Genomic DNA, 22,002 nt, shown 5'->3' on the forward strand with positions numbered 1-22,002 from the left:
TTTTTATCCATATTGGGGGTATGAAAGTTGGAACAACGCTTTGCCAGAGAATCTCGCTGCTTCAAGACTTCGCGTATTTTCCCTACAGATGTAAACAATCACAATACGTTGTTCGGTGGTAAGTTGATGTCCTACATTGATGACATTGCGTCGATTGCCGCTCACAAGCATTGCCGCAGGTCCGTTGTAACGGCCTCTACAGATTCCGTAGACTTTCTGTCACCTATTCATACTTCCGATTCTGTCTGCTTGGAGTCTTTCGTCACATGGACGGGGACAAGCTCGATGGAGGTTTTCGTGAAGGTTGTCACGGAGGACTTGAAAACAGGTGCTAGAAAAATTGCCGCGACATCCTTCCTAACATTCGTTGCTTTGGACGATAATAAGGTGCCCGTTGAAGTGCCTCAAGTGGTTCCCGAAACGGAAGAAGAAACGAAATTACATGAGTCGGCACCACAGAGAGCAGAAATGAGACGCATGCGAAGAGTCGAGAGTAAGAAGTTAGCTGGTTTTTTTACGGTGAATTACCCATGGGAATAAAAAGATTGTCTTTTTTGTCACATGTGGTATAATTTGGGTACATATTTTCGGACAAGCGGAAGCACCGCTGATCGTGGAGACTCGTTCTCTACCATCAGCGGTGCTTTTTTGTTTTCCGAACGTTGAAGGAGGGTGGTATATGACAACTGAAACAATCAAACGCATCGCCATTGTACTTATGATTACAGGCCTGCTCTTAATTGGCAGCGGGATGTATACCAAGCTCACATCATTATAGAGGGAGGGAATCATGAATAAAATACAACTGTATATATTGGACGATGATACTGAATATGCCGATAGGCTCGCAGCTTTCATACGATGTTCGGAGTTCGCTGAGCGATGGCAAGTAAAGTTGTTTTCCAAGCCGGAATTTATTCTAGATGTGATGGAAAGTCAGCAGTTGGATGGAGTGCTATTAATTTCAGAGACGTACTACCCCTTAATGATTCATCAGAACACGAGTTTATGCAAAATGGTTTTAAGTGAAACGATTGCGAATTCCAGTGACGTTGAAACGAAAGTACCTTTTCTCTATCGGTTTCAGTCACTGCAACAAATGCTTTCGCGTCTTCAAGCATTTTACGCTGAGATGAGCCAAACTAGTATGGGCGCTCTCACCAAACGAACAAAGGTGCTTTCTTTCTACAGCAGCAGTGGTAGCAGCGGGAAATCAATAACTGCTCTGCACTTAGCCAAGCAATTGTCTTTACGAGGCGAAAGGGTGTTCTATTTAAGTCTTGAGTCCATAAGCGCGGCTTCTCTATGGCTGAATGGTGATTCGGGCGGATTTTCTCAACTGCTCTATTATCTGAAATCGACACCAGACTCACTAGCCCCGAAACTGCAATTACACAAATCACATGATGCCAAATTGCGCTTTGATTATTTAATAGCGAATGATCAGATTAGGGAAATGTATGAAATGAGCGGTGAGCATACCAAGTTGCTCGTTGAGGCATTAATCGCTCTTGATACCTATGATTTTATCCTGATTGATTTGGAATCGTCGATCTATCCTAGAATCTTGAAAAGTTTAGAGTTAAGTGATTGCATTCTGTGGTTAGTGCGGGATGATTTGAATGACTTTTTCAAAACGAAGGCTCTGTATAAGCAACTGGGTTTGAAGTCCACTGTACATTTTGTAATGAATAAATATACAGGTTCTCAAATGAATGATGTGCAAGCCTTGGATAAGAAGCTGACTTTTAAACTGCCTTACATTCCTGAGTGGAAATCTTTAAGTTCGCCTGAACAGTTGTGGCAATCTGCTATTTTTTCAGGTCAGGTGTACGAAATGTTTTCAGTCATCCATGGTCGCAGTTATTCGCAGTCCGCTTCCCACTTAGAAGGAGCTGCTGTTTCATGAATCAGGAAGTTTTCCATGCATTAAAGCAGGAAGTCAAAGAGCGGTTGGATTTGTCAAGTACAGTCAGTGACGCCAAGTTGGTAGAGCTTATAGAGGACTCCGTATTCAGCGCTGCGGTTAGGATTAGCTGGACATCCAACGAGATGCAGCTTGCTGTCAAACGAATTTTCGATTCTTTTCGAGGATTGGATGTTCTTCAGCCGCTTGTAGATGATCCTACCGTAACGGAAATCATGGTCAATGGTCATAAGAACATCTTTTTTGAAAGAAAAGGAGCCGTTGAAAGATATCCCGTTGTGTTAGAAAGCGAAGAAAAATTAGAAGATTTAATTCAAATGATTGTTTCCAAAGTGAATCGTATCGTCAATCAATCAACTCCCATTGTTGATGCGCGCTTGCAGAATGGATCCAGAGTAAATATTGTACTGCCTCCAGCTTCTTTAAGTGGTCCAACTTTGACCATTCGTAAGTTTCCAGAAAAACCGCTGCTCATGGAAGATTTAATTCAAATGGGCAGCATTTCACAGGAAGCGGCAAGTGTTTTACAAGTCTTAGTTGAGTCAGGTTACAACATATTTGTTGGAGGGGGAACAGGAACTGGTAAAACGACATTTCTCAATGCGCTGAGTGCCTGGATACCTTCCCATGAGCGGATTATTACGATTGAAGACTCTGCTGAATTGCAGATTCTAACGGTGCCTAATTTGGTACGGATGGAAACCAGAAATGCAAATACGGAAGGAAAGGGAGAAATCACAATACGTGACCTGATTCGTTCATCGCTTCGTATGCGGCCTAATCGGATAATTGTAGGGGAGGTCCGGGGGGCTGAGGCATTAGATATGCTAGCTGCGATGAATACTGGACATGATGGAAGTCTCAGTTCGGGGCATTCGAATACATCCTTAGACATGTTAAGTCGTCTTGAGACAATGGTGCTCAGCAGTGCGCCGCTCCCTGTAGAAGTTATCCGCAAACAAATCGCTTCAGCGCTCGATATTTTAGTTCATATAAGCCGCATTCGTGATCGCTCTCGCAGAGTGACTGAGATCCATGAAGTTTTGGGGCTGGCAAATGGCGAGATTCAGCTTCATCCTTTATTCCTCTTTGAAGAAAAGGGTGAAACATCAGATGGGAAAGTGGTTGGCGATCTTGTCTTTACAGGCAACAAATTAACGAATAGACATAAAATCCAAATGGCCGGAAAGAAACTGCCGGAGTGGATCACCTGTCAGAATGAAAGCAATTCAATATGAGAATCATTCTGATGCTTATCATTGTTGCTATTCTAAGCTGGCTATTCCTCGGTTACCTCGAACGAAGAAAGCAAATCGTGAAATCTGAATCTTCCCGTGTGAATACTCCCATCACCCCCATTAATCAATTAATTGATTATACGAACTATCACTTAACGTTCAAAGAAAAAGGGTATGCCATCTTGATGATGTCACTGCCAACGTTTGTCGTCGGCTATATTTTCTACAAAAGCTTTATTCTCGCCACAGCGCTTTCGGTTACTGGCTTCCTATTTCCACGAGTTCGCAAGCACCAACTGATTCAAATTCGTAAAAATAAGCTATATGTGCAGTTTAAACAAGCACTTAGCTGCTTGTCTTCCTCAATGACAGTCGGGAAATCGATAGAAACGGCATTTGGAGAGGCGTTAGAGGATCTGCGGCTGCTTTATCCCGATCCTGCTTGTTTCATTGTATTGGAGTTCAGTATTATTTGTCGCAAAGTTGAAAATGGCGAGCCACTGGAAGTTGCATTGAAAAATTTTGCCGATCGAAGTGATTTGGAAGATGTAAGAAGCTTTATGGATGTCTTTGTGACATGCAAACGAACAGGAGGCAATTTGGTAGAGGTTATGAAGCGTACGGCAACAGTTATTGGGGAGAAGCTTGAGATTTCACAAGACATATCTGTCATGATTGCCCAGAAACGTTTCGAATCGAGGGTGCTGCTTTTTGCTCCAATTGCCATCGTTGCGGTTCTGGCCTTCTCATCCCCTGAATACATGGTGCCTTTGTATAGCGGGAGTGGAATTGTGATCATGACGGTTAGTTTAGTGCTGTTAGGTGCTTGCTTCCTATTAACTCAAAAAATCATGAATATCAAGGTGTAACATGTGGATGATATGGTTGCTTATCGTACAAATTTGCATGTGTTTACTCATCTATTTTTGGGGGAGTTGGCGTTATGCCAAACAACTTATGGAAATACAATATCCCTATCGGTTGAAGGTATTACTGCCTTACAGTTATTTCCTAGTAGATACCTTGCATGTCATGGAAAACTGGCCTGATATTACAGCGAAAATACATCATAAACTAATTGCTTTACATGGGCGAAGTCTATCTGCACAAGGCAGTAAATGGTTGATAACAGAGATGGTTTCAGCAAGTACGTTAATCTGTATGGCATTTACCTTACTTTCAGTTCTAGCGGGCAAAGATGCGTCTTTGTTAGGTTTTGGTTTATTGCTATCCGCCATAGTCCCCGTGCTAATGGTTCGTGATTTGGATGTGAAAATTCGCAAAAAGCGGCAAATGATCATTCTTGAATTGCCTGAGGTTTTAAGTACGATCGTACTGCTCGTAAACGCTGGAGAGACGGTTCATCGCGCTTGGGTACGCTGCGTGGAGGCAATGCCTCAAAAAAGTGAAACACCGCTTTATAAGGAACTCGCCCAGGCAGTCCATGAGCTGGAGATGAATGTATCGTTCACGAAAGTTATGGAGGATTTTAGCAAGCGATGTGCGCTTCATGAAGTTTCCTTATTCACGTCAACCCTGCTGTTAAATCATAAACGTGGGGGACATGATTTTGTCCTGTCGCTCCAATCACTCTCGTTAGATCTATGGCAGCGCAGGAAATCCGTTTCGAGAACATTAGGTGAAGAAGCTTCATCGAAGTTGGTCTTTCCCATGGTGCTTATATTCTTAATTGTTATGGTAATCGTTGCAGCACCTGCTTTACTCATGATGAAACAATAATAGGAGGAACATAGATGGAAACAATCGGCCGGAGTTTCAAAAGCTTTTGGGAAGATGAAGAAGGGCTGGGAACATTGGAAATTTTATTGATTGTAGCTGTGTTAGTAGCGATAGCAATTATTTTTAGAAAGTGGATAGTCTCGTGGTTTCAAAAGCTGATTGGAGACGCAAATACTGACTTAAAGGATAACAGTGCTGTTGCTCCCTGTGCACCAAGTCCAACAACTAGTTGTGCGCCTTAGTTCGAGGAATCGAAACTTGATTTCGAGTGAGCGAGGGAGTTTCACCTTGGAAGCAACACTCGTCTTTCCTTTCATTTTACTATGTACAATCGCGCTTCTATTTGTAGGTATTTACATGTATCAGCGAGTATATATCCAACAGACGGCAATAACGATCGCAGAGCGGCTTGCATCTACTTGGGATAACAGTCACAAAGATATCGTCACAGGAAATTATGCTCCAAACGAGACGGATGGGCTTTACTGGAGGCTGACGCAAGACAAGATATCAGATTTATTCGGATTGTTAGTCGGTGGTGGTACTACACAAATAGCAATTCCCGCTAATAATAGTAGCAGCCTTGTAGAACGAAAACTCGCTAAATCTGCTGTGATCCTGCCACAGGGCATCACCGGGACGGCCAAATTTACAAATTACGCCTTAGATAGACAGGTTGAGGTGCAGTTAGATAAACCATTTTTGATACCCGTATTTATTGAAAAATGGTTCAATGCGGAGACAACATCCGGAAAAGGGATTTCACATGTTGTGGAGCCAATCGAGCTAATACGCTTAACGGATATTACACGAACTTATTTTAAAGCTATTAAGGGAAGAATCTCTCCGCAAAAGGCGAGGGAAGCTCTGGTTGAACCCGATCGTACCGAACTATCAGGGCCCTCGGTAACCATTCAGTCCGAACGTCAAGCAGCAGCTTATTTGAGATCGCTGGTAGGCGGCAAGGAAGTTGTGCTAATGACTTTATCTGGTAAGAACAGGACTGTAGACGCCTTGGATGCTAGAGGGATAGGGCATCAAGCTTTTTATAATATGACAGAGTTTCAACTGCGCATGGAACAATTGCCAAAGGATCTTGAACTGATTGAACAAGGCACACAAATTCAGGGCGTGGTTTGGCATTTTTTCAAAAAGGGGGCTAATGGTAAGGGGATACCATCTAGTTCATTTCGAAAGGAATTGGAAAGTAAAGGCATAGTGATTGTCATTCATAACTAGTAAGGGGGGAGTTTTTGAGAAGACTCTTTTATTCAGAGCATGGAGCCGTATCCGTCTATTTAATTCTGATTATTGTTCCTATCTTTTTGTTTCAAGCGGTACTCATTGATTTTGCGCGTATCAAATTAGCCGAGAGGGAGAGTGAATCGGCAGTGAAAGCAGCGACACGCTCTGTAATGTCATCGTTTGATCGAGAGATCCAGCCGTTAGGACTTTATGGTTTAGGGATTTCTCAACTGGAAAGTGAAGAACTATTTCGTCAAGTATTTACGGCTAATTTGTCGTCTGCATCTGCGAAAGGTTCCTTTCAATATGTCGATACACGCCCTGTTGATCAAAGAATGCAAGTTACTCCTGTCTATTCTTTAGCTAGTCATAACATCTTCCAGAGGCAAGTGCTTGAAGATATGAAAATCAAGGCCCCAATTGAATATACGCTGGAGATTACAGACAAGTTCCGCAAAAGTGGAACCACAGCTCCGTTTCAGTTAGGCTCGCAATTTGCGAAACAAGCGGCTGTACTGGAAAAACTCATTGAACAGCGGGAAGCCGCACTTGACGATGCTTGGCAGAACAGTGAAGAGTTAATTAAGAAGGCATCAACGTATCATCTTTATTATCAATCACGAATTACGGAATTAGATCGCTTGGCTGCTCAAATTGGCATACATACGGTTGATGAGGTAAGAGAAGAGATAATGAATGTGAAACTTCAGCTCCAATCGCTCCATGCATCAAAAAGTGAACTTGGAGAGCAACTGCAAATGCTTAAACAAAAGTTAAATGACTTAGAAGCGTTATTGAAATTAATAATGGAGTATACCGCCCTTTTAATGGCAACAAAGCTGGAAGTGCCGGCGAATGAACGTATAGTCCGGCAGTTGCAACAAACAATTGAATCTGATCTTAGGATAGCTAAACAGCGAAACGACGAGATACGTGCCAAAATAAATGAGGAGCATACCGTTGTAAGAGCAGCGAATGAAGTGAATGAGGTGTTTCAGAATATTCCGATCATCGGAGATGATTACTTTTATAAATATCAAACTTCGGCAGCTAGTATTATTGCACTTTTCTCGGCGTTTCAAGAACTCATTTCCTCGATTTATCTATATTCGCCTGACCAAACGGTTAAAGCAAATTCGGCCAATGATGCTTTCTATAAAGCATCAACAGATTTTTATGGTGAACAAAGTTTGTTAGAAAAGAAGAGGATTGACAGAAACAGTTCCATTGCTGCGAGTAAGAAGAAACAACAAAGTCAAATTCAAGCAGTTTTGGACCAAGCGAAGGAAGCAATTGGGGGATGTTCATTAACGGGGGATGATACCTTTATGTACAACCGTCTTCAAGGTACGGGTGAACAACCCGGAGGCACAGTGGGATATTATCAAAAATATCGTGAAGCAAACGCACAAGATGTAATTGTTGGCAGCGAAATTGCTTATGACCTTGAGAAATCTGAACCTGTAAGCTTAAAGGCAATGGGGATGTTGGAAGCTTTTAATAACGCAGCTGAGAAATTGAGGGACGAGCTCTATGTGAATGAATATGCCTTAACCAAATTTAATTCCCGTACGTATGGGCTAGAGTTGGATTCGGCAGGAAAAGCGAAAAATTCCAATGAGCTGATTGATCCTGGCTCGCATCCTTTAGCAAATCAAGAAGTGGAATATTTATTATATGGATTTTCCTCATGCAAGGCGAATATCGCTTCAGCTTATGCAGAAATGTTTGCTTTCCGTATGGCGATTCGCACGGTAGAAGCACTTTTGGATCCGAAAAAAGAACTGCTAAATGTTGGCTCTCCGATGCTTGTTCTTCTGGCAGCTGCTGCGGAAGGAGCACTAAAGGCTTTTCAAGATATGACGAAGCTTACGAATGGAGAAGCCGTGGAGCTAACTGCAAAAATAACCAAATCTGCTTTAAGTTTGACTTATAAAGATTATTTGCGCATTTTTCTGCTTTTGCATAGCTCAAACTCCAAGCTGATGTCTAGAATGCAGGCTCTAATAGAACTGAACACAGGCAAGGATTTATTGAAAGAAATCACCTATGTACAGGGGAATGCGGCTAGTGAAATTAGTCTATGGTTTATTCCACAACTGATGAAGGCCATAGATGGAACGGGATTATTAGGCTGCAAAGTAGAGGGGAACCGCTGCTTATTTACACAAACAGCTGCCGCTTCGTACTGAAGAAATGAGGGGGATTGTATTGATGCGATTATTTTGCAAAGAGCAGAGAGGCAGCATTGTTTTGGAGGCTTCCTTGGTGCTGCCTTTCTTTTTGGCCTTTGTGGTTGGGATGGTCATTTGTATCCAAATTGCTTTATTGGAACTGGCTTTGCAAACTGGGGTGGCTGAAGCCACTAAAACCATTGCAGGCCAGTTATATCCACTTCGACTCCTGATGTTGGAAGCTAAAACAAAATATGATCAAAGCACAGGTGGCGAGATGCTTAATTCAGCTATTGAACGAGTGATGTCAGCCAGATCTCAGGTTAAGAACACTGAAAACTTGGCGGAGGAGTACGCGGCATATATTCCCGACTCTCTCATGGAATTAATACGTTGGGAAAAAGAAAAGCGTGAGTTCGGGGAGAGCAAAGCTGGAGCTGAGCTGAGCGACCTCTACGAAAATCAAATTTTACCGAGAATGTATGCAGCATTTACACCTATTGTTTATGCCTTTTGTGATCGTGGAACCATTCGAAAAGATAGTTTTAAGGTTTCATCCATGACCTTGCCAAGTATGGAAAGCGGAGGAGATGCTTTTATTGGAATAGAAGCTCAAATTACGTATAAGCTTCCGCTGCCTTTTATGAGTCACACAATCACTTTGAGAAAGAAAGCTTATGAGCGGGCCTGGGTAGGTGTTTAACGTGGAGGAAACAATCATACATTTACTGTTTTTCATATTAATCGCAATCGCATTGATATCGGATGTGAGGTACGCCATAATTCCAAATAAATTGACTATAGGCGGAACGATTATTGGCATGGGATTCCACACAGCAACAGCTGGCTGGAGGGGGTTTTTCTTTGCTCTCATTGGTGCAGGGCTAGGTTTCATGACGCTGTTTATCCTTTATATTCTTGGTGCGTTAGGTGCTGGCGATGTAAAACTCTTTACGGCAATAGGAGCAATTATGGGAGGCTTGTTCGTTCTGCAATTGACCCTATTTGCGATATTGTGCGCTGGTGCGATTGGTCTTGGTTTGCTATGTATCCAAAAGCGAATGATAGCTACAGGAAATAAGTTAGCTGGCTGGTTATTTACAATGATAGCTTGCCAAGAATTGGACAGCCTATTTTCTTTGAAACGCCAGAGCAACACCAAGTTTCCTTTTATGTATGCTGTTGCGCCTAGCACAGTATTCACTTGGTATTATTCGTTTTTATAAGGAAGGTGAATCATGGCGCAGGAAGTTTTTGGACTTAGGTATGAGTTTGTATACCGGCATGGTCATTACATGAAACTGTACAATGAGACTGGCCTCAACTCGAATGATTTGTCATCGCTGCAAGTTAAAATGCTTGAAACCAATACGATTCCCAATCTCTTGCCAGTGGAGATACAAGAATTAGATTTTGATATCAGTTTGTATTACAATCTTTCGGCGAAACGGATGTTAGCTCATATTTTGAAGGTTGAAGGGTTGACAAAGCAGCATTTTGCACAGTGCCTGTTTTCTATTGTTTGTACTTTGGAAACAAGCAAAAACTATATGTTGGTTGAATCGGGGTTTGTGCTCCATAAGAATTTCATTTTTGTTGGTAACGACTGGTCAAATGTTAGTCTGACTTATGTGCCATTAAAAAATCTAAGTGAAGAACCCCCTTTCATCACTTCGCTTGAGATGTTAATGAACCAGCTTTTGTTATTTGTGAAGGAGGAAGAAAGGGATGCTGTAAAGGCAGTCTTGAATCATCGTGAATCGCAATCTCAACTAAGTATACAAACCTACAAGGAACTTTTACTGATGTTGATGGGAAGTGAAACCATTCATTGCGATTCTGCTTCCACAGTGCAAACACCAATAATAGAAGTAGAACCAATCGAAACCTTGCCTAAACCACATTCCCATCATTTGGGTTCTTCTTGGCAAACGTTACGTACTGCCCAGGAAGAAGCATGGTCGAAGCTTAAAGAACAAGAAGGGGAAAAAGCCGGGGGTTCAACACTCACTTTTAAGCCAATCCATCCCACAACGAATCTTGCTGTGATTGGCCTATTGGTTTTGTTATGTGCATTTTTATGGCAAAATTACTTGACGGATTTGTCTAATAGCACATTGCAAATGACATGTGGTGTTACCATTTTACTAATTGATGGTTGGTTTGTATTGCGAAATCTTGGATACCCGAGCTTTAAACGTGTGGGCAAGCTGCAGCCAATGATGAACGAGACTGTTTCCAAACAGGCTAATCCCACTATCTCCTCTCAGTTATTGGAAACTGAGCCTGAACAAGATGAGGATCCCTTCGATGCACAAAGTTATTATCGGAATTTACCTAGGCAAACAACGCTGCTGACTTATAATCAGCCAGATCAAACCGTATTTCTTGGGGAAGCAAAGCTGCAGCCGCAGGGGCCGCGAATCGAAGAGTCCATCAATGGCAAAATCAAAGTGATCTCAATTCCGGGAGAACATTTTACAATAGGGAGGGGTGGGGCTAATGTTAAAGTTGACTATGCTATGGAAGAGGCGGGCGTTTCCCGCAGCCATGCAGAAATTAAGAAAACAGATCAGGGCTATGCGATACAAGATACGGGATCAACGAATGGGACTTACTTAAATGGAGAAGCACTCGTGACCTATCAATCGTATCCGTTGAAGGATGGAGATGAAATTAGAATTGTCAAGGTAGAGTTGGCATTCCGTATTTAGCTATTTAGACGCAATAATTCGTATTTTTCTAGTGAATGCGCTTTCGAGGGCAATTTAGCTACTTCCTGTCTGGCAGAAGCAGTGTTATAATAAGAAGTCGCGAATCTTTGCGATTATTTTCTAACAGACAGGGGTTTGTGTTTACGAGATGAGTCTTTTAACAATTGAAGATTTAAGCCACAGTTTCGGTGATCGTACATTATTCAAAAATGTATCCTTCCGTTTACTGGCCGGTGAACGTGTTGGTATTGTTGGAGCGAATGGCGTGGGGAAGTCCACGTTGATGAATATATTGACTGGAAAGCTTTTGAAGGATACAGGAAAAGTAGAATGGACTCCGCGGGTACATTATGGTTATTTGGATCAGCATTCCGTTTTGACACCAGGCAGAACGATTCGGGATATTTTACGCGATGCCTTTTTGCCGCTTTTTGAGGCGGAGAAAGAAATGATGAGCATCACTGAGAAGATGGGAGATGCCTCACCAGATGAGCTTGAAGTGCTCTTGGAGCAAATGGGTGAAATCCAAGAGCGCCTAGAGATTGGCGGCTTCTATCTGTTGGATGTGAAAATTGAAGAGATGGGCAACGGACTTGGCCTTAACGCGATTGGCCTTGACCGTGATGTTACCTCCCTAAGCGGGGGACAACGTACGAAGGTTCTTTTGGCAAAGCTTCTCTTAGAGAAGCCGACAGTACTTCTTTTAGATGAGCCTACCAACTATTTGGATGTCGAACATATTGAATGGTTGAAAATGTATCTGAAAGATTATCCGTTTGCCTTTATGTTGATTTCACATGACACGGAATTTATGAATGAAGTTGTCAATGTGGTCTATCACTTGGAATTTACTAAGCTAACTAGATATACAGCGAATTATGAGAAATTCCTGGATATGGCTGAAATGAATAAAACACAGCACATTGATGCGTATGAAAAGCAGCAAGAGTTTATCAAAAAGCAAGAAGATTTCATCGCGCGCAACAAAGCTCGGGCATCAACTTCTACACGAGCCAAGAGTCGTGAGAAGCAATTGGATAAGATTGAACGAATTGAGCGCCCAGAGACAGCTATGAAGCCAACCTTTGTGTTCAAAGAATCACGTTCAAGCAGCAGGGTCGTTTTTGAAGCGGAAAAGCTGCAAATCGGCTATGATCGCCCCTTGTTGCCAGAGATGAATGTGACCATTGAACGTGGCGAAAAGATTGCCATTGTCGGATGCAATGGGGTAGGGAAATCTACGCTGCTCAAAACTATTCTAGGCAAAATTGAGCCATTCACTGGCAAAACATTCCGTGGTGATTATTTGAGCCCCGCTTATTTTGAGCAAGAGGTTAAAGCGCCGAATATGACACCGATTGATGACGTCTGGAATGAGTTCTCATCGATGACGCAGAATGAGGTTCGTGGAGCGCTTGCGCGGGTCGGCCTCAAAAATGAGCACATTACTCGTGCGATGAGCAAGCTTAGCGGTGGCGAGCAAGCCAAAGTACGTCTTTGTAAATTGCTGATGCGAGAAAGCAACTGGCTGCTGTTCGATGAGCCGACAAACCATTTGGACGTCGTAGCCAAAGAAGAGCTGCAGCGCGCTTTAAAAGCATATAAAGGCACTGTTTTATTAGTTTGCCATGAGCCGGAATTTTATGAAGGCTGGGTAACCAGAGTTTGGGATGTTGAAGAATGGTCTGCTAAAGTAACCAATTAAATTCATAGGGGGAAATGATTCATGTTAACTCACGTTGTATTTTTTAAGTTGAAAGACCGCAGTCCGGAAGCCGTAGAAATAACGAAAAATGTACTCACCAATATGGAAGGCAAAATTGAAGTGCTGCGACATCTTGAAGTCGGAACCGATATCCTTCATTTGGAACGTTCTTATGATATTGCGTTAATCACGAAGTTCGACTCCCTCGAGGATTTAAAGGCTTATGATACGCATCCAGTTCATGAAGCAGTGAAGGCTCATATGAAGACAGTTCTTGATGGCACTTCGATTTGTGTTGATTTTGTTAGCTAATTGAGTTTGAAAAACATAAGGGAACAGTGTAGTATCCTTAGAAGAGCTGCACTGTTTTTGTGTGTTTATAGGGCAGTAATTAATTTATAGAAAAGGGAGGAATCCCAAGTGAAGACCAAATTTGATCAAACATATATGACAGACATCCTCGAGATGCTGCTGCGGACTCCAAGTCCGACAGGTTATACACACCATATTATGCAAAAGGTTCAACAAGAAGTTGGCAAACTGGGGTATGAGCTTACATATACAAATAAAGGCTGCGGTATTGTCACCGTTCCTGGTACGAGTCAGGATCGCGTGCTCGGAATTTCTGCGCATGTGGACACACTCGGAGCTATGGTACGATCCATTAAAGATAATGGCACCTTGAAAATCACCTCATTAGGCGGTTTTATGATGGGGGCAATTGAGAACGAATACGTTCAGATTCATACGCGCGATGAGCAGGCCTACGATGGGACTATTTTGACGTCACGCCCGTCTGTACACGTATATGAGGATGCGAGAGAATTTAAACGGGATGAAGCGAATATGGAAGTTCGTATCGATGAACTCGTGACATCTAAGAAAGATGTGCAGGCTTTGGGTATTCGTGTTGGAGATTACATCTCTTTCGATCCGCGCGTGCAAATCAAAGCCAATGGCTTCGTAAAGTCGCGGCATTTGGATGATAAAGCTAGTGTTGCTTCCTTATTCGGTTTGCTGAAATGGATAAAAGAAGCAGCCGTGAAACCACGGTTTACCATAAAGCTGTTTTTCTCTAATTATGAAGAGGTTGGGCATGGTTCGGCTTTCATTCCTGAGGATATCACTGATTTTATCGCAGTTGATATGGGCGCGTTGGGTGATGATTTGAGCGGCAGTGAAAGAGATGTTTCGATTTGTGCCAAAGACTCTTCAGGTCCCTACGATTATCAGATGACTTCGAAAATGATTGAGCTTGCTGAGAAGCTTGAAATCGGCTATGCCGTCGATATATATCCAAGATACGGCTCAGATGCTTCCGCTGCGCTTAGAGGCGGACGCGATATTCGCGCCGCGTTGATAGGACCGGGTGTTCATGCGTCACACAGCATGGAGCGTACGCATATGGATGCTGTAGTGAACACAGCAGCTCTGCTTGCAGCCTACATCATGGAGCCGGTAGAAGCATGAATATACTGAGTGCAGTCAACATAACCAAAACATTTGGCGACAAAGTGTTGTTCGACGATATCTCGTTCACGGTGAACGAGAAGCAGCGCATCGGTCTCATTGGCGTGAACGGCACAGGCAAATCCACGCTGCTCAAGCTGCTGGCGGGGCTCGAAACGGCGGATCGCGGCAAGCTCGTGCACGCGAACCATTTCCGGGTGGAATACTTGCCGCAGAACCCAGAGTTCGATCCGAACTCAACGGTTCTTGAGCAAGTGTTCCACGGTGATACACCGCTCATGAAGACGCTTCGCGACTATGAGCTTGCACTTGCCGAGTTGGAGCTGGACGCTGCCAACGAGAAGAAACAATCGCGGCTGTTCGCAGCCCAGTCGCGCATGGATGAACAGGGTGCTTGGGAAGCCAGCACCCTGGCCAAAACTGTGCTGATGAAGCTAGGCATCAGCCAGTTCGACAAGCCGGTCGGCCAGCTCTCCGGCGGTCAGCGCAAACGCGTCGCCATGGCTCGCGTGCTTATTCAGCCGGCGGATCTGCTCATTCTGGATGAGCCGACGAACCATATCGACAACGAGACCGCTATCTGGCTCGAGGAGTTCCTCGGCAAGTGGCGCGGCGCCTTGCTGCTCGTTACGCATGACCGGTACTTCCTGGAGCGGGTAACGAACCGCATGCTGGAACTGGACCGGGGGAAGATCTACAGCTACGAGGGCAACTATGAGTCGTTCCTCGAGAAGAAAGCAGAGCGGATGGAGTCCGAAGCATCCAGCGAAGACAAGCGGCAGAATTTACTCCGCCGCGAGCTCGCTTGGCTTCGTCGCGGCGCGAAGGCGCGCACGACCAAACAGAAGGCGCGGATTCAGCGCGCCGAAGATTTGCGGGACCACAAGGTGGATGGTCCCGGCGAGAAGATGGACATGGCGCTGGCTGGCAGCCGCCTTGGCAAGAAGGTGATGGAGCTGGAAGCCATCACCAAAGCTTTCGAGAGCGGGAAGCCGCTGCTGAGCGGCTTCAGCTACATCGTGATGCCCAGAGACCGTCTGGGCATCATCGGCCCGAACGGCAGCGGCAAATCGACGCTGCTGAACATGCTGGCCGGGCGCATCCAGCCGGACAGCGGCACGATCGAGACGGGAACGACGGTGAAGCTTGCTTACTACACCCAAGAGAACGTCGAGATGGACGAGAAAATGCGCGTTATCGAGTACATCAAGGAAGCCGCGGAGGTCATTCGCACTTCGGATGGGGAGTCGATTTCTGCTTCCCAGATGCTCGAACGCTTTTTATTCTCGCCTACTTTGCAGTGGTCCCCTATCGGCAAACTCTCCGGTGGCGAGCGACGCAGACTTTATTTGCTCCGTACGCTTATGGGCGAACCGAATGTTCTGCTGCTTGATGAACCGACGAATGACTTGGATATCCAAACCTTGACCATACTGGAAGATTATCTGGATCAATTCCCAGGTGCCGTCATTACGGTATCCCATGATCGTTACTTTTTGGATCGCACGGTTTCGCATCTATTCGCATTCGACGGCAGCGGCCGTATTGAGCCTTACATCGGCAATTACTCCGACTATTTGGAGGAGAAACGCGAAGAGGAAGAAGCGGAACAGGCGCGCAAAGAACTTATTCGCAATGCGAGTGCGGCGAAATCAGCGCCGTCAGCAGCCAATACGACTCCTATTCCAAGCAATTCTTCCTCATCGAACCGTCCTAAGAAGCTGTCTTTCAAAGAACAGAAGGAATGGGACGAAATCGAAGGGACGATTGCCGCCTTGGAAGATAAAGCAGCGAGCTTGAAGCAACAGATCGAATCAGCCGGCAGCGATTTTGATCGGGTGCGCGATTTGTATGAACAAGAGCAGCAAACCACGGCTGATCTGGAAGCAGCGATGGAAAGATGGACTTATTTATCCGAGTTAGTAGAAGAAATAGAACGCAAGTAATTGTTTAATCTTCGATTTAAGACCCTTATCTATGATATGATAGAACAAACTACTATAAAGGCAGGTATGTATTCCACATGATCAATGTTAATAACGTGACGCTTCGCTATGGCAAGAGAGCCCTATTCGAAGACGCCAACATTAAATTTACCCCAGGCAACTGTTATGGTCTGATCGGCGCAAACGGTGCAGGGAAATCTACTTTCCTCAAAATTCTTTCCGGTGAAATCGAGCCGAATACAGGTGAAGTCAGCATTACGCCAGGCGAGCGTATGGCTGTTCTGAAACAGAATCATTATGAGTTTGATGAAATTGAAGTTTTGAAAACTGTTGTAATGGGTCACTCGCGGTTATTTAAAATCATGGAAGAGAAAGATGCGCTGTATGCCAAAGCAGACTTCTCTGAAGAAGACGGCATGAGAGCCGCTGAACTTGAAGGAGAATTTCAGGATTTAGATGGCTGGCAAGCAGAATCTGATGCCGCTGAGCTTCTAATTGGTCTGGGTATTCCTACAAGCCTTCATGATACGAAAATGAAAGACCTTGACGGCAACGAGAAAGTGCGTGTCCTCTTGGCGCAAGCTTTGTTCGGTAATCCGAATATTCTTCTCCTCGATGAGCCTACCAACCATTTGAACTTGGAATCGATTCGTTGGCTGGAACACTTCTTGTCCCGATTCGAAGGTACTGTTATCGTGGTATCCCATGATCGTCACTTCCTGAACCAAGTATGTACACATATCGCGGATATTGATTTTGGTAAAATTCAAATGTATGTCGGTAACTATGACTGGTGGTACGAATCCAGCCAATTGGCGCTTCGATTGACGAGAGATGCCAACAAGAAAACCGAAGAGAAACGCAAAGAGTTGGAAGCCTTTATCGCACGATTCAGCGCAAATGCGTCCAAATCCAAGCAAGCTACATCCCGGAAGAAACAACTCGAGAAGCTTACGCTTGAAGATATTCGTCCTTCGAGCCGTAAATATCCGTTCATTCACTTCAAAGGTGAGCGTGAGGCCGGTAAACAACTGCTTGCCGTTGAGAGTTTGTCCAAAACGATTGATGGCGTGAAAGTGTTGAATAACTTGACGTTTACGATTAACAAAGGGGACAAAATCGCCTTTGTAGGCCCGGATGGGATTGCCAAAACGACGCTTTTCAAAATCCTCATGGGTGAAATGGAAGCGGATGAAGGCACATACACATGGGGGATTACGACTTCCCAAGCGTATTTCCCTAAGGATAGCCAAGATTACTTCAACTCGGAACTGAACTTGGTAGACTGGTTGCGTCAATATTCCAAAGATCCAGACGAATCGTTCATTCGCGGATTCTTGGGACGTATGTTATTCTCAGGGGAAGAAGCCTTGAAGAAAACGAATGTCCTGTCCGGGGGAGAAAAAGTCCGCTGTATGTTCTCCAAAATGATGCTTAGCGGCGCCAATGTGTTAATTCTCGATGAGCCTACGAACCATTTGGATTTGGAGTCCATCACAGCACTCAATAACGGACTTGTCGATTTTGATGGCACGATGCTGTTTGTGTCTCATGACCATCAGTTCATCCAAACGATCGCTACTCGCATTATGGAAATTACGCCAAAAGGTCTTATCGACAAAATGCTTACGTATGATGAGTATCTGGAAAGTGAAGATGTCAAGAAACAACGCGAAACGCAATACGCGTAAGCCTGCAATAAAAAAGCGCCCTGATGTGAACCTCTCAGGGCGCTTTTGCCGCATGCAAAGCGTGAATTAGCTGCCGCCAGTACGACGGCGTTGATTGTTGACTTTTTTGGTCATTTGACTTTTAGCGCTTTGATTGGCATTTCCAGCTGCTTTCGGGTTGGCTCTAGCCGCAGCTTGATCGGCTTTCTTTTGGGCGAGCTTTTGTTTGATTGCGTCAGCTAGACTGACTTTTTTGGGGCCTTGTTGTTCTTCTTGTTGATCTTGTGGCTTGTCTGACATAGGAACACCTTCTTTACGTGGTATGTTCTAAGTATAATCGAATCAGCGAAAAGATGAAAGAAGGTGCCCGGATGTTTGATCCAACGATCTATGACAATATCAAAGTCGTGTTGGAAGGAGCCGTTTATGATCTCGATTTGGATGGTCATATTTTAATAACAAGGCGGGAAGATCTTGTTGACTTGTCTTCCATGTCACGCACTTATGCGATTGAATTTGCCAGAAAAGTGGATAAGCCCAGTAAAGCGGAAATAAATTTAAAGGTTCATTTAAGTGATCTGGCGGCTGAAATTTTAGAAAACCCAACAGCCAAGCCTGGCTGTACGTTAACAATTAAACTGTTTACCAAAGTGAATGATCCGACCTTGGAGTGCAAGCAAATTGAAGAGGAACTGGGTTTGATCTGGGAGCATCGCCCGCAAATTACCCAGTTGATTTCGTACACATATGGAAACCAAGCGAGTTATTACAGCAATCAAATTACATTATCTTTTGGTCGTAAAGTGGATGAAAGCCAGATCGATGATTTCCCGGACCTGATTAACTATGCGGCTGACAGTCTGTTTTGGTTGGATGAAAGAGAGGATTAAGATGCAGGATTTGACCCAGCAGGAGTTATTGAACCGAGTCAACAACCTCGATGATGGCGCTTTTGCTGTTTTTCTGTATACACCATTCTGCGGTACTTGCAAAATTACGGAGCGAATGCTGGATATTATTATGACGATGCAGCCTGCTTTGCCACTAGTCAAAAGCAATATCAATTTTCTTCCGCAAATTAGCCGTGAGTGGCAAATTACTAGTGTTCCGTGTATAGTCATTTTAGAAGCAGGGAAAGAGAAAGAAATGATGTATCGCATGCAGTCGGTAGATGAGTTGTACCGCAGATTAATGCCATTATTGAAAGCGTAACGGACGAATGAAAGGGATGGATAATGATGAGTAGTTTTCAAATAGGAGATCGTGTGACCGCGGAATACAAAACAGGAACTTATTTTGGTGAAGTTGTGGAATTGACGACAAGTATGAAAGCGGCTGTCCGTATTCTGGCTGTAAAGGAACATCCAACACAGGGGGATTTGCATAATCCCATGGATCCAAGCGTGCCTTTTTTCCACCAACGCAGAGCACTGGCTAACCAAGAGATTGCCTTGATGCCGATATCAACGATTCGTCTATATACGGGGAACATACCTGAGTATCAAGATTCTCTGAAGAGAGCGTTATCGGCGCAAATCAGCAAGCTGTCGGACATGGAAGCATGGGCGCGACGCTCTCTGCAGGAGCTTGATCAGTTGCAAAAGGACTATTTCCCTGGATAAAATCAGGAGACTTCCAGATATAATTTCGTGCCATCGTTATATTTGAAAATAGCTACATCGCCAATGATCTCGATCATCGAGATCATTTTTAATTTCTTGCGAAATTCAAAATGAAGCTCAAACTCTTTCAGTTTACTCGACAGCATCTCTATGTGGGAATGGCGATGTGTGAAATTATGAACAGGGATGGATTTGTTTTTGAATCTAATATGAATTGCTTGCATGTTAAGCCCTCCTTCACGTTTTCCCGGAGGAAAACTGACCTAGTAAGCATTCGTTCTTACTTCCGGTCTACATAGTAAGCATACATTTCAAATGTTAGATATGTTTGAGACAAACTATTAAAAAAGTTTTAGCAACTTATTATATGTAAAGGAACGCCCAAAGTGGGCTAGTTCCACAAAGATTAATTACAAGATTTACAAGGGAAAAGTCTGATGCGGATAATAATGGCAAAGGGAATTCGGATAATGACGAATCTTCCGATGACTGGATTGAATACTCGTAATCGAAGGAAAGTGTTGTGAGCACTCACGATACAGCCTGTAAACGTTCCTGCTAATGACTGGACGACGACGATTCGTCCCACGTTTTTGTGAGCGATTTCGCGAATCGTATGGCGTTTATGGTGTGGAATGCATTTGGTTGATTTTAATGTACGTTCCATTGGTTTTAACTCCTTTTTCCAAGATAATATATACATATGTCTTTCCGCAAAAAAGGATTGGACTTTCCAGTTGCGAGGAAAGTTAACGACATTTATAATGAATAAGATTGTATTGAACTAGTTCTGGAGGTTAAGCATAATGACGACTGGTAAACCAATTCGCATAGGAATTATTGGCTCAGGAAATATAGGCAACGTACATATGGAAGTACTGAAAAAAGTGCCCGAGGCACAAATCACGGCTGTTACGGATGCCTATTTGCCGCTTGCCGAAGCAAGAGCCAAAGAACATGGTATTGAACGCGTATATGACAGTACAGAGAAGCTATTGGCGGATCCTTCTATCGATGCTGTTGTCATTGCTGTATCGAATGAATGGCATGCTCCAATTGCGGTACAAGCTTTGGAAGCTGGCAAGCATGTGATGCTGGAGAAGCCGATGGCATTGAATCTTGCTTCCGCCAAACAGATTGTGGAAGCCGAGCGCAAAGCCGGCAAAATATTGATGATACCTCACCAACTGCGTTGGGATACGTTATCCATGGCTGTGAAACAGCAGGCGGAAAAAGGGGCACTTGGTCATATTTATCATGCCAAAGCTGGTTGGTTGAGACGAAAAGGGATTCCAGGCTGGGGAACTTGGTTTACCCAGATGGATAAATCAGGCGGTGGACCGCTGATCGATCTTGGTGTCCATATGCTGGATTTATCGCTGTATTTAATGGGCAATCCTAAGCCGGTTTCCGTCTATGGGGCGACTTATGCGGAATTCGGACCTCGCAAAAAAGGCATTGGCTCTTGGGGAGCGCCGAATTGGGCAGGTCATTACGATGTAGAAGATTTAGCAACCGCTTTGATCAAATTAGATAACGGAGCTACTTTGTCGCTTGATGTCAGCTGGGCAGCGCTTATTGAAACAGATAGCCAGCCTTATGTGCAGCTTCTCGGAACTGAGGGCGGAGCCTCCATTCGCGGAACAAAAGGCAAACTTTTTGCAGAAATGTTTGATCGTGAAGCTGATGTTGAACTTACAGTCCCGGAGCTTGACGAAGGTCCGCGCGTCAGGATGGCCCGGCATTTCCTATCGTGTATTGAAAGCGGCTTGCAGCCGATTACGTCAGTCATGACAGGGTATACGAACAATCTAATACTGGATGCGATTTATCGTTCTTCGCAGACCGGCAATGAAGTGAAACTGGACTGGGACATCGAGTAGAGATAGGGGCTGCAGCAAGTGAACTGGGAGTTATTTAGCATCATTGGAACGATTGCATTCGCGGTGAGTGGAGCCATTGTTGCGATGGAAGAGGAATATGATATATTAGGCGTTTATGTTCTTGGTCTGGTAACAGCTTTTGGCGGAGGGATTATCCGTAACTTATTAATTGGCAAGCCGATTGTTCTTCTATGGGAGCAGGGGTTGTATTTCCAGATTGCCTTGTTCGCAATGACGCTTGTTTTCTTTATGCCTGTTCGATACATCAAAATGTGGAAAACATGGGAAGCATTTTTCGATGCCATCGGGCTTGCTGCATTCTCCATTCAAGGTGCTATCTACGCAACGAATATGGGACATCCACTTAGCGCGATTATCGTAGCTGCCGTGCTCACAGGGATTGGCGGAGGCATGATCCGTGATGTTCTGGCAGGCCGCAAACCGCTCGTTCTCAAGGATGAGATTTATGCAGTTTGGGGAATGCTCGCGGGTGCATTAGTCGGACTTGGCTGGATGCAAGGAACTTGGCAGCTCGCCGTACTCTTTGTTCTAATCGTAAGCTTACGAATGCTTTCTGTCTTCTACAAATGGAAGCTGCCAAAGCGTTCATTACGAAATGCATTGCCTGAAGGAACGCGTAGGTCGGAGTTCTAAATTAGTTTGAATCA

General features: G+C 44.2%; 24 protein-coding genes. 21 read left to right on the forward strand and 3 right to left on the reverse strand.

Features of this window, described 5'->3' with window-relative positions; all coding sequences use genetic code 11:
- Window positions 1-27: 27 nt before the first annotated feature.
- The 16 genes from LOZ80_RS08835 (at window position 28) to LOZ80_RS08910 (ending at window position 17,850) form a co-directional block, all read left to right on the forward strand.
- On the forward strand, window positions 28-540 hold the full coding sequence (locus LOZ80_RS08835) for an acyl-CoA thioesterase (protein ID WP_238171078.1): 513 nt from the start codon (window positions 28-30) through the stop codon (window positions 538-540).
- 250 nt (window positions 541-790) lie between these two features.
- Window positions 791-1,909: a P-loop NTPase family protein gene (locus LOZ80_RS08840; protein ID WP_238171079.1), complete on the forward strand. Its 1,119-nt coding sequence runs from the start codon at window positions 791-793 to the stop codon at window positions 1,907-1,909.
- The gene (locus LOZ80_RS08845; protein ID WP_238171080.1) at window positions 1,906-3,165 is read left to right on the forward strand and encodes a TadA family conjugal transfer-associated ATPase; all 1,260 of its coding nucleotides are present in this window, start codon (window positions 1,906-1,908) and stop codon (window positions 3,163-3,165) included. Before LOZ80_RS08840 ends, LOZ80_RS08845 begins: the two co-directional genes overlap by 4 nt.
- Before the next feature lie 11 nt (window positions 3,166-3,176).
- Complete coding sequence (locus LOZ80_RS08850) at window positions 3,177-4,034, forward strand: type II secretion system F family protein (protein WP_238171081.1); 858 nt, start codon at window positions 3,177-3,179, stop codon at window positions 4,032-4,034.
- 7 nt (window positions 4,035-4,041) lie between these two features.
- On the forward strand, window positions 4,042-4,905 hold the full coding sequence (locus LOZ80_RS08855) for a type II secretion protein F (protein WP_238171082.1): 864 nt from the start codon (window positions 4,042-4,044) through the stop codon (window positions 4,903-4,905).
- Window positions 4,906-4,919: 14 nt separating this feature from the next.
- Window positions 4,920-5,147, forward strand: a complete 228-nt coding sequence (locus tag LOZ80_RS08860; protein WP_238171083.1) for a Flp1 family type IVb pilin — start codon at window positions 4,920-4,922, stop codon at window positions 5,145-5,147.
- Between the two features lie 46 nt (window positions 5,148-5,193).
- On the forward strand, window positions 5,194-6,144 hold the full coding sequence (locus LOZ80_RS08865; RefSeq protein WP_238171084.1) for a hypothetical protein: 951 nt from the start codon (window positions 5,194-5,196) through the stop codon (window positions 6,142-6,144).
- Between the two features lie 14 nt (window positions 6,145-6,158).
- A complete protein-coding gene (locus tag LOZ80_RS08870) occupies window positions 6,159-8,342 on the forward strand; it encodes a hypothetical protein (protein ID WP_238171085.1) in 2,184 nt (727 codons plus the stop codon).
- Window positions 8,343-8,361: 19 nt separating this feature from the next.
- Window positions 8,362-9,027 (forward strand): TadE/TadG family type IV pilus assembly protein, encoded by a 666-nt coding sequence (locus LOZ80_RS08875; protein WP_238171086.1) that lies wholly within the window; start codon window positions 8,362-8,364, stop codon window positions 9,025-9,027.
- A 1-nt stretch (window position 9,028) separates the two neighbouring features.
- Window positions 9,029-9,550, forward strand: coding sequence for an A24 family peptidase (locus LOZ80_RS08880; RefSeq protein ID WP_238171087.1), 522 nt, complete (start codon window positions 9,029-9,031; stop codon window positions 9,548-9,550).
- Window positions 9,551-9,562: 12 nt separating this feature from the next.
- Window positions 9,563-11,038, forward strand: a complete 1,476-nt coding sequence (locus LOZ80_RS08885) for a DUF6382 domain-containing protein (protein ID WP_238171088.1) — start codon at window positions 9,563-9,565, stop codon at window positions 11,036-11,038.
- Between the two features lie 148 nt (window positions 11,039-11,186).
- Entirely contained in the window at window positions 11,187-12,743 is a 1,557-nt protein-coding gene (locus tag LOZ80_RS08890; protein WP_238171089.1) for an ABC-F family ATP-binding cassette domain-containing protein, read from the forward strand.
- Window positions 12,744-12,764: 21 nt separating this feature from the next.
- Window positions 12,765-13,055 (forward strand): Dabb family protein, encoded by a 291-nt coding sequence (locus LOZ80_RS08895; RefSeq protein WP_238171090.1) that lies wholly within the window; start codon window positions 12,765-12,767, stop codon window positions 13,053-13,055.
- Between the two features lie 108 nt (window positions 13,056-13,163).
- Complete coding sequence (locus LOZ80_RS08900) at window positions 13,164-14,213, forward strand: M42 family metallopeptidase (protein ID WP_238171091.1); 1,050 nt, start codon at window positions 13,164-13,166, stop codon at window positions 14,211-14,213.
- On the forward strand, window positions 14,210-16,159 hold the full coding sequence (locus LOZ80_RS08905; protein WP_238171092.1) for an ABC-F family ATP-binding cassette domain-containing protein: 1,950 nt from the start codon (window positions 14,210-14,212) through the stop codon (window positions 16,157-16,159). The genes LOZ80_RS08900 and LOZ80_RS08905 overlap by 4 nt, the downstream gene beginning before the upstream one ends.
- Window positions 16,160-16,236: 77 nt before the next feature.
- Window positions 16,237-17,850, forward strand: a complete 1,614-nt coding sequence (locus LOZ80_RS08910; RefSeq protein WP_238171093.1) for an ABC-F family ATP-binding cassette domain-containing protein — start codon at window positions 16,237-16,239, stop codon at window positions 17,848-17,850.
- Between the two features lie 66 nt (window positions 17,851-17,916).
- On the opposite strand, the gene LOZ80_RS08915 is transcribed toward LOZ80_RS08910, so the two are convergent.
- Window positions 17,917-18,129 carry a hypothetical protein gene (locus LOZ80_RS08915; RefSeq protein WP_238171094.1) on the reverse strand — a complete coding sequence of 71 codons (213 nt, stop codon included), beginning with the start codon at window positions 18,127-18,129 and terminating at the stop codon, window positions 17,917-17,919.
- A 71-nt stretch (window positions 18,130-18,200) separates the two neighbouring features.
- Here LOZ80_RS08915 and LOZ80_RS08920 point away from each other — a divergent pair, with 71 nt between their 5' ends.
- From LOZ80_RS08920 to kapB, 3 genes are read left to right on the forward strand one after another with little or no spacing between them, the layout of a single operon-like run.
- Window positions 18,201-18,719, forward strand: coding sequence for a hypothetical protein (locus LOZ80_RS08920; protein ID WP_238171095.1), 519 nt, complete (start codon window positions 18,201-18,203; stop codon window positions 18,717-18,719).
- A gap of 1 nt (window position 18,720) precedes the next feature.
- Window positions 18,721-19,041, forward strand: a complete 321-nt coding sequence (locus tag LOZ80_RS08925; RefSeq protein WP_238171096.1) for a thioredoxin family protein — start codon at window positions 18,721-18,723, stop codon at window positions 19,039-19,041.
- Between the two features lie 23 nt (window positions 19,042-19,064).
- Complete coding sequence (kapB, locus tag LOZ80_RS08930) at window positions 19,065-19,451, forward strand: kinase-associated lipoprotein KapB (protein WP_238171097.1); 387 nt, start codon at window positions 19,065-19,067, stop codon at window positions 19,449-19,451.
- Window positions 19,452-19,453: 2 nt separating this feature from the next.
- On the opposite strand, the gene LOZ80_RS08935 is transcribed toward kapB, so the two are convergent.
- Together LOZ80_RS08935 and LOZ80_RS08940 are read right to left on the reverse strand one after the other, a co-directional pair.
- Entirely contained in the window at window positions 19,454-19,675 is a 222-nt protein-coding gene (locus tag LOZ80_RS08935) for a hypothetical protein (RefSeq protein ID WP_189013867.1), read from the reverse strand.
- Window positions 19,676-19,857: 182 nt separating this feature from the next.
- A complete protein-coding gene (locus tag LOZ80_RS08940; RefSeq protein WP_189013866.1) occupies window positions 19,858-20,118 on the reverse strand; it encodes a hypothetical protein in 261 nt (86 codons plus the stop codon).
- 139 nt (window positions 20,119-20,257) lie between these two features.
- On the opposite strand from LOZ80_RS08940, the gene LOZ80_RS08945 reads away from it, so the two are divergent.
- The gene (locus LOZ80_RS08945; RefSeq protein ID WP_238171098.1) at window positions 20,258-21,334 is read left to right on the forward strand and encodes a Gfo/Idh/MocA family protein; all 1,077 of its coding nucleotides are present in this window, start codon (window positions 20,258-20,260) and stop codon (window positions 21,332-21,334) included.
- An 18-nt stretch (window positions 21,335-21,352) separates the two neighbouring features.
- Complete coding sequence (locus LOZ80_RS08950) at window positions 21,353-21,988, forward strand: trimeric intracellular cation channel family protein (RefSeq protein WP_238171099.1); 636 nt, start codon at window positions 21,353-21,355, stop codon at window positions 21,986-21,988.
- Window positions 21,989-22,002 lie beyond the last annotated feature (14 nt).

Origin of the sequence: Paenibacillus sp. HWE-109, assembly GCF_022163125.1 — a bacterium.
Classification (GTDB): Bacteria; Bacillota; Bacilli; order Paenibacillales; family NBRC-103111; genus Paenibacillus_E.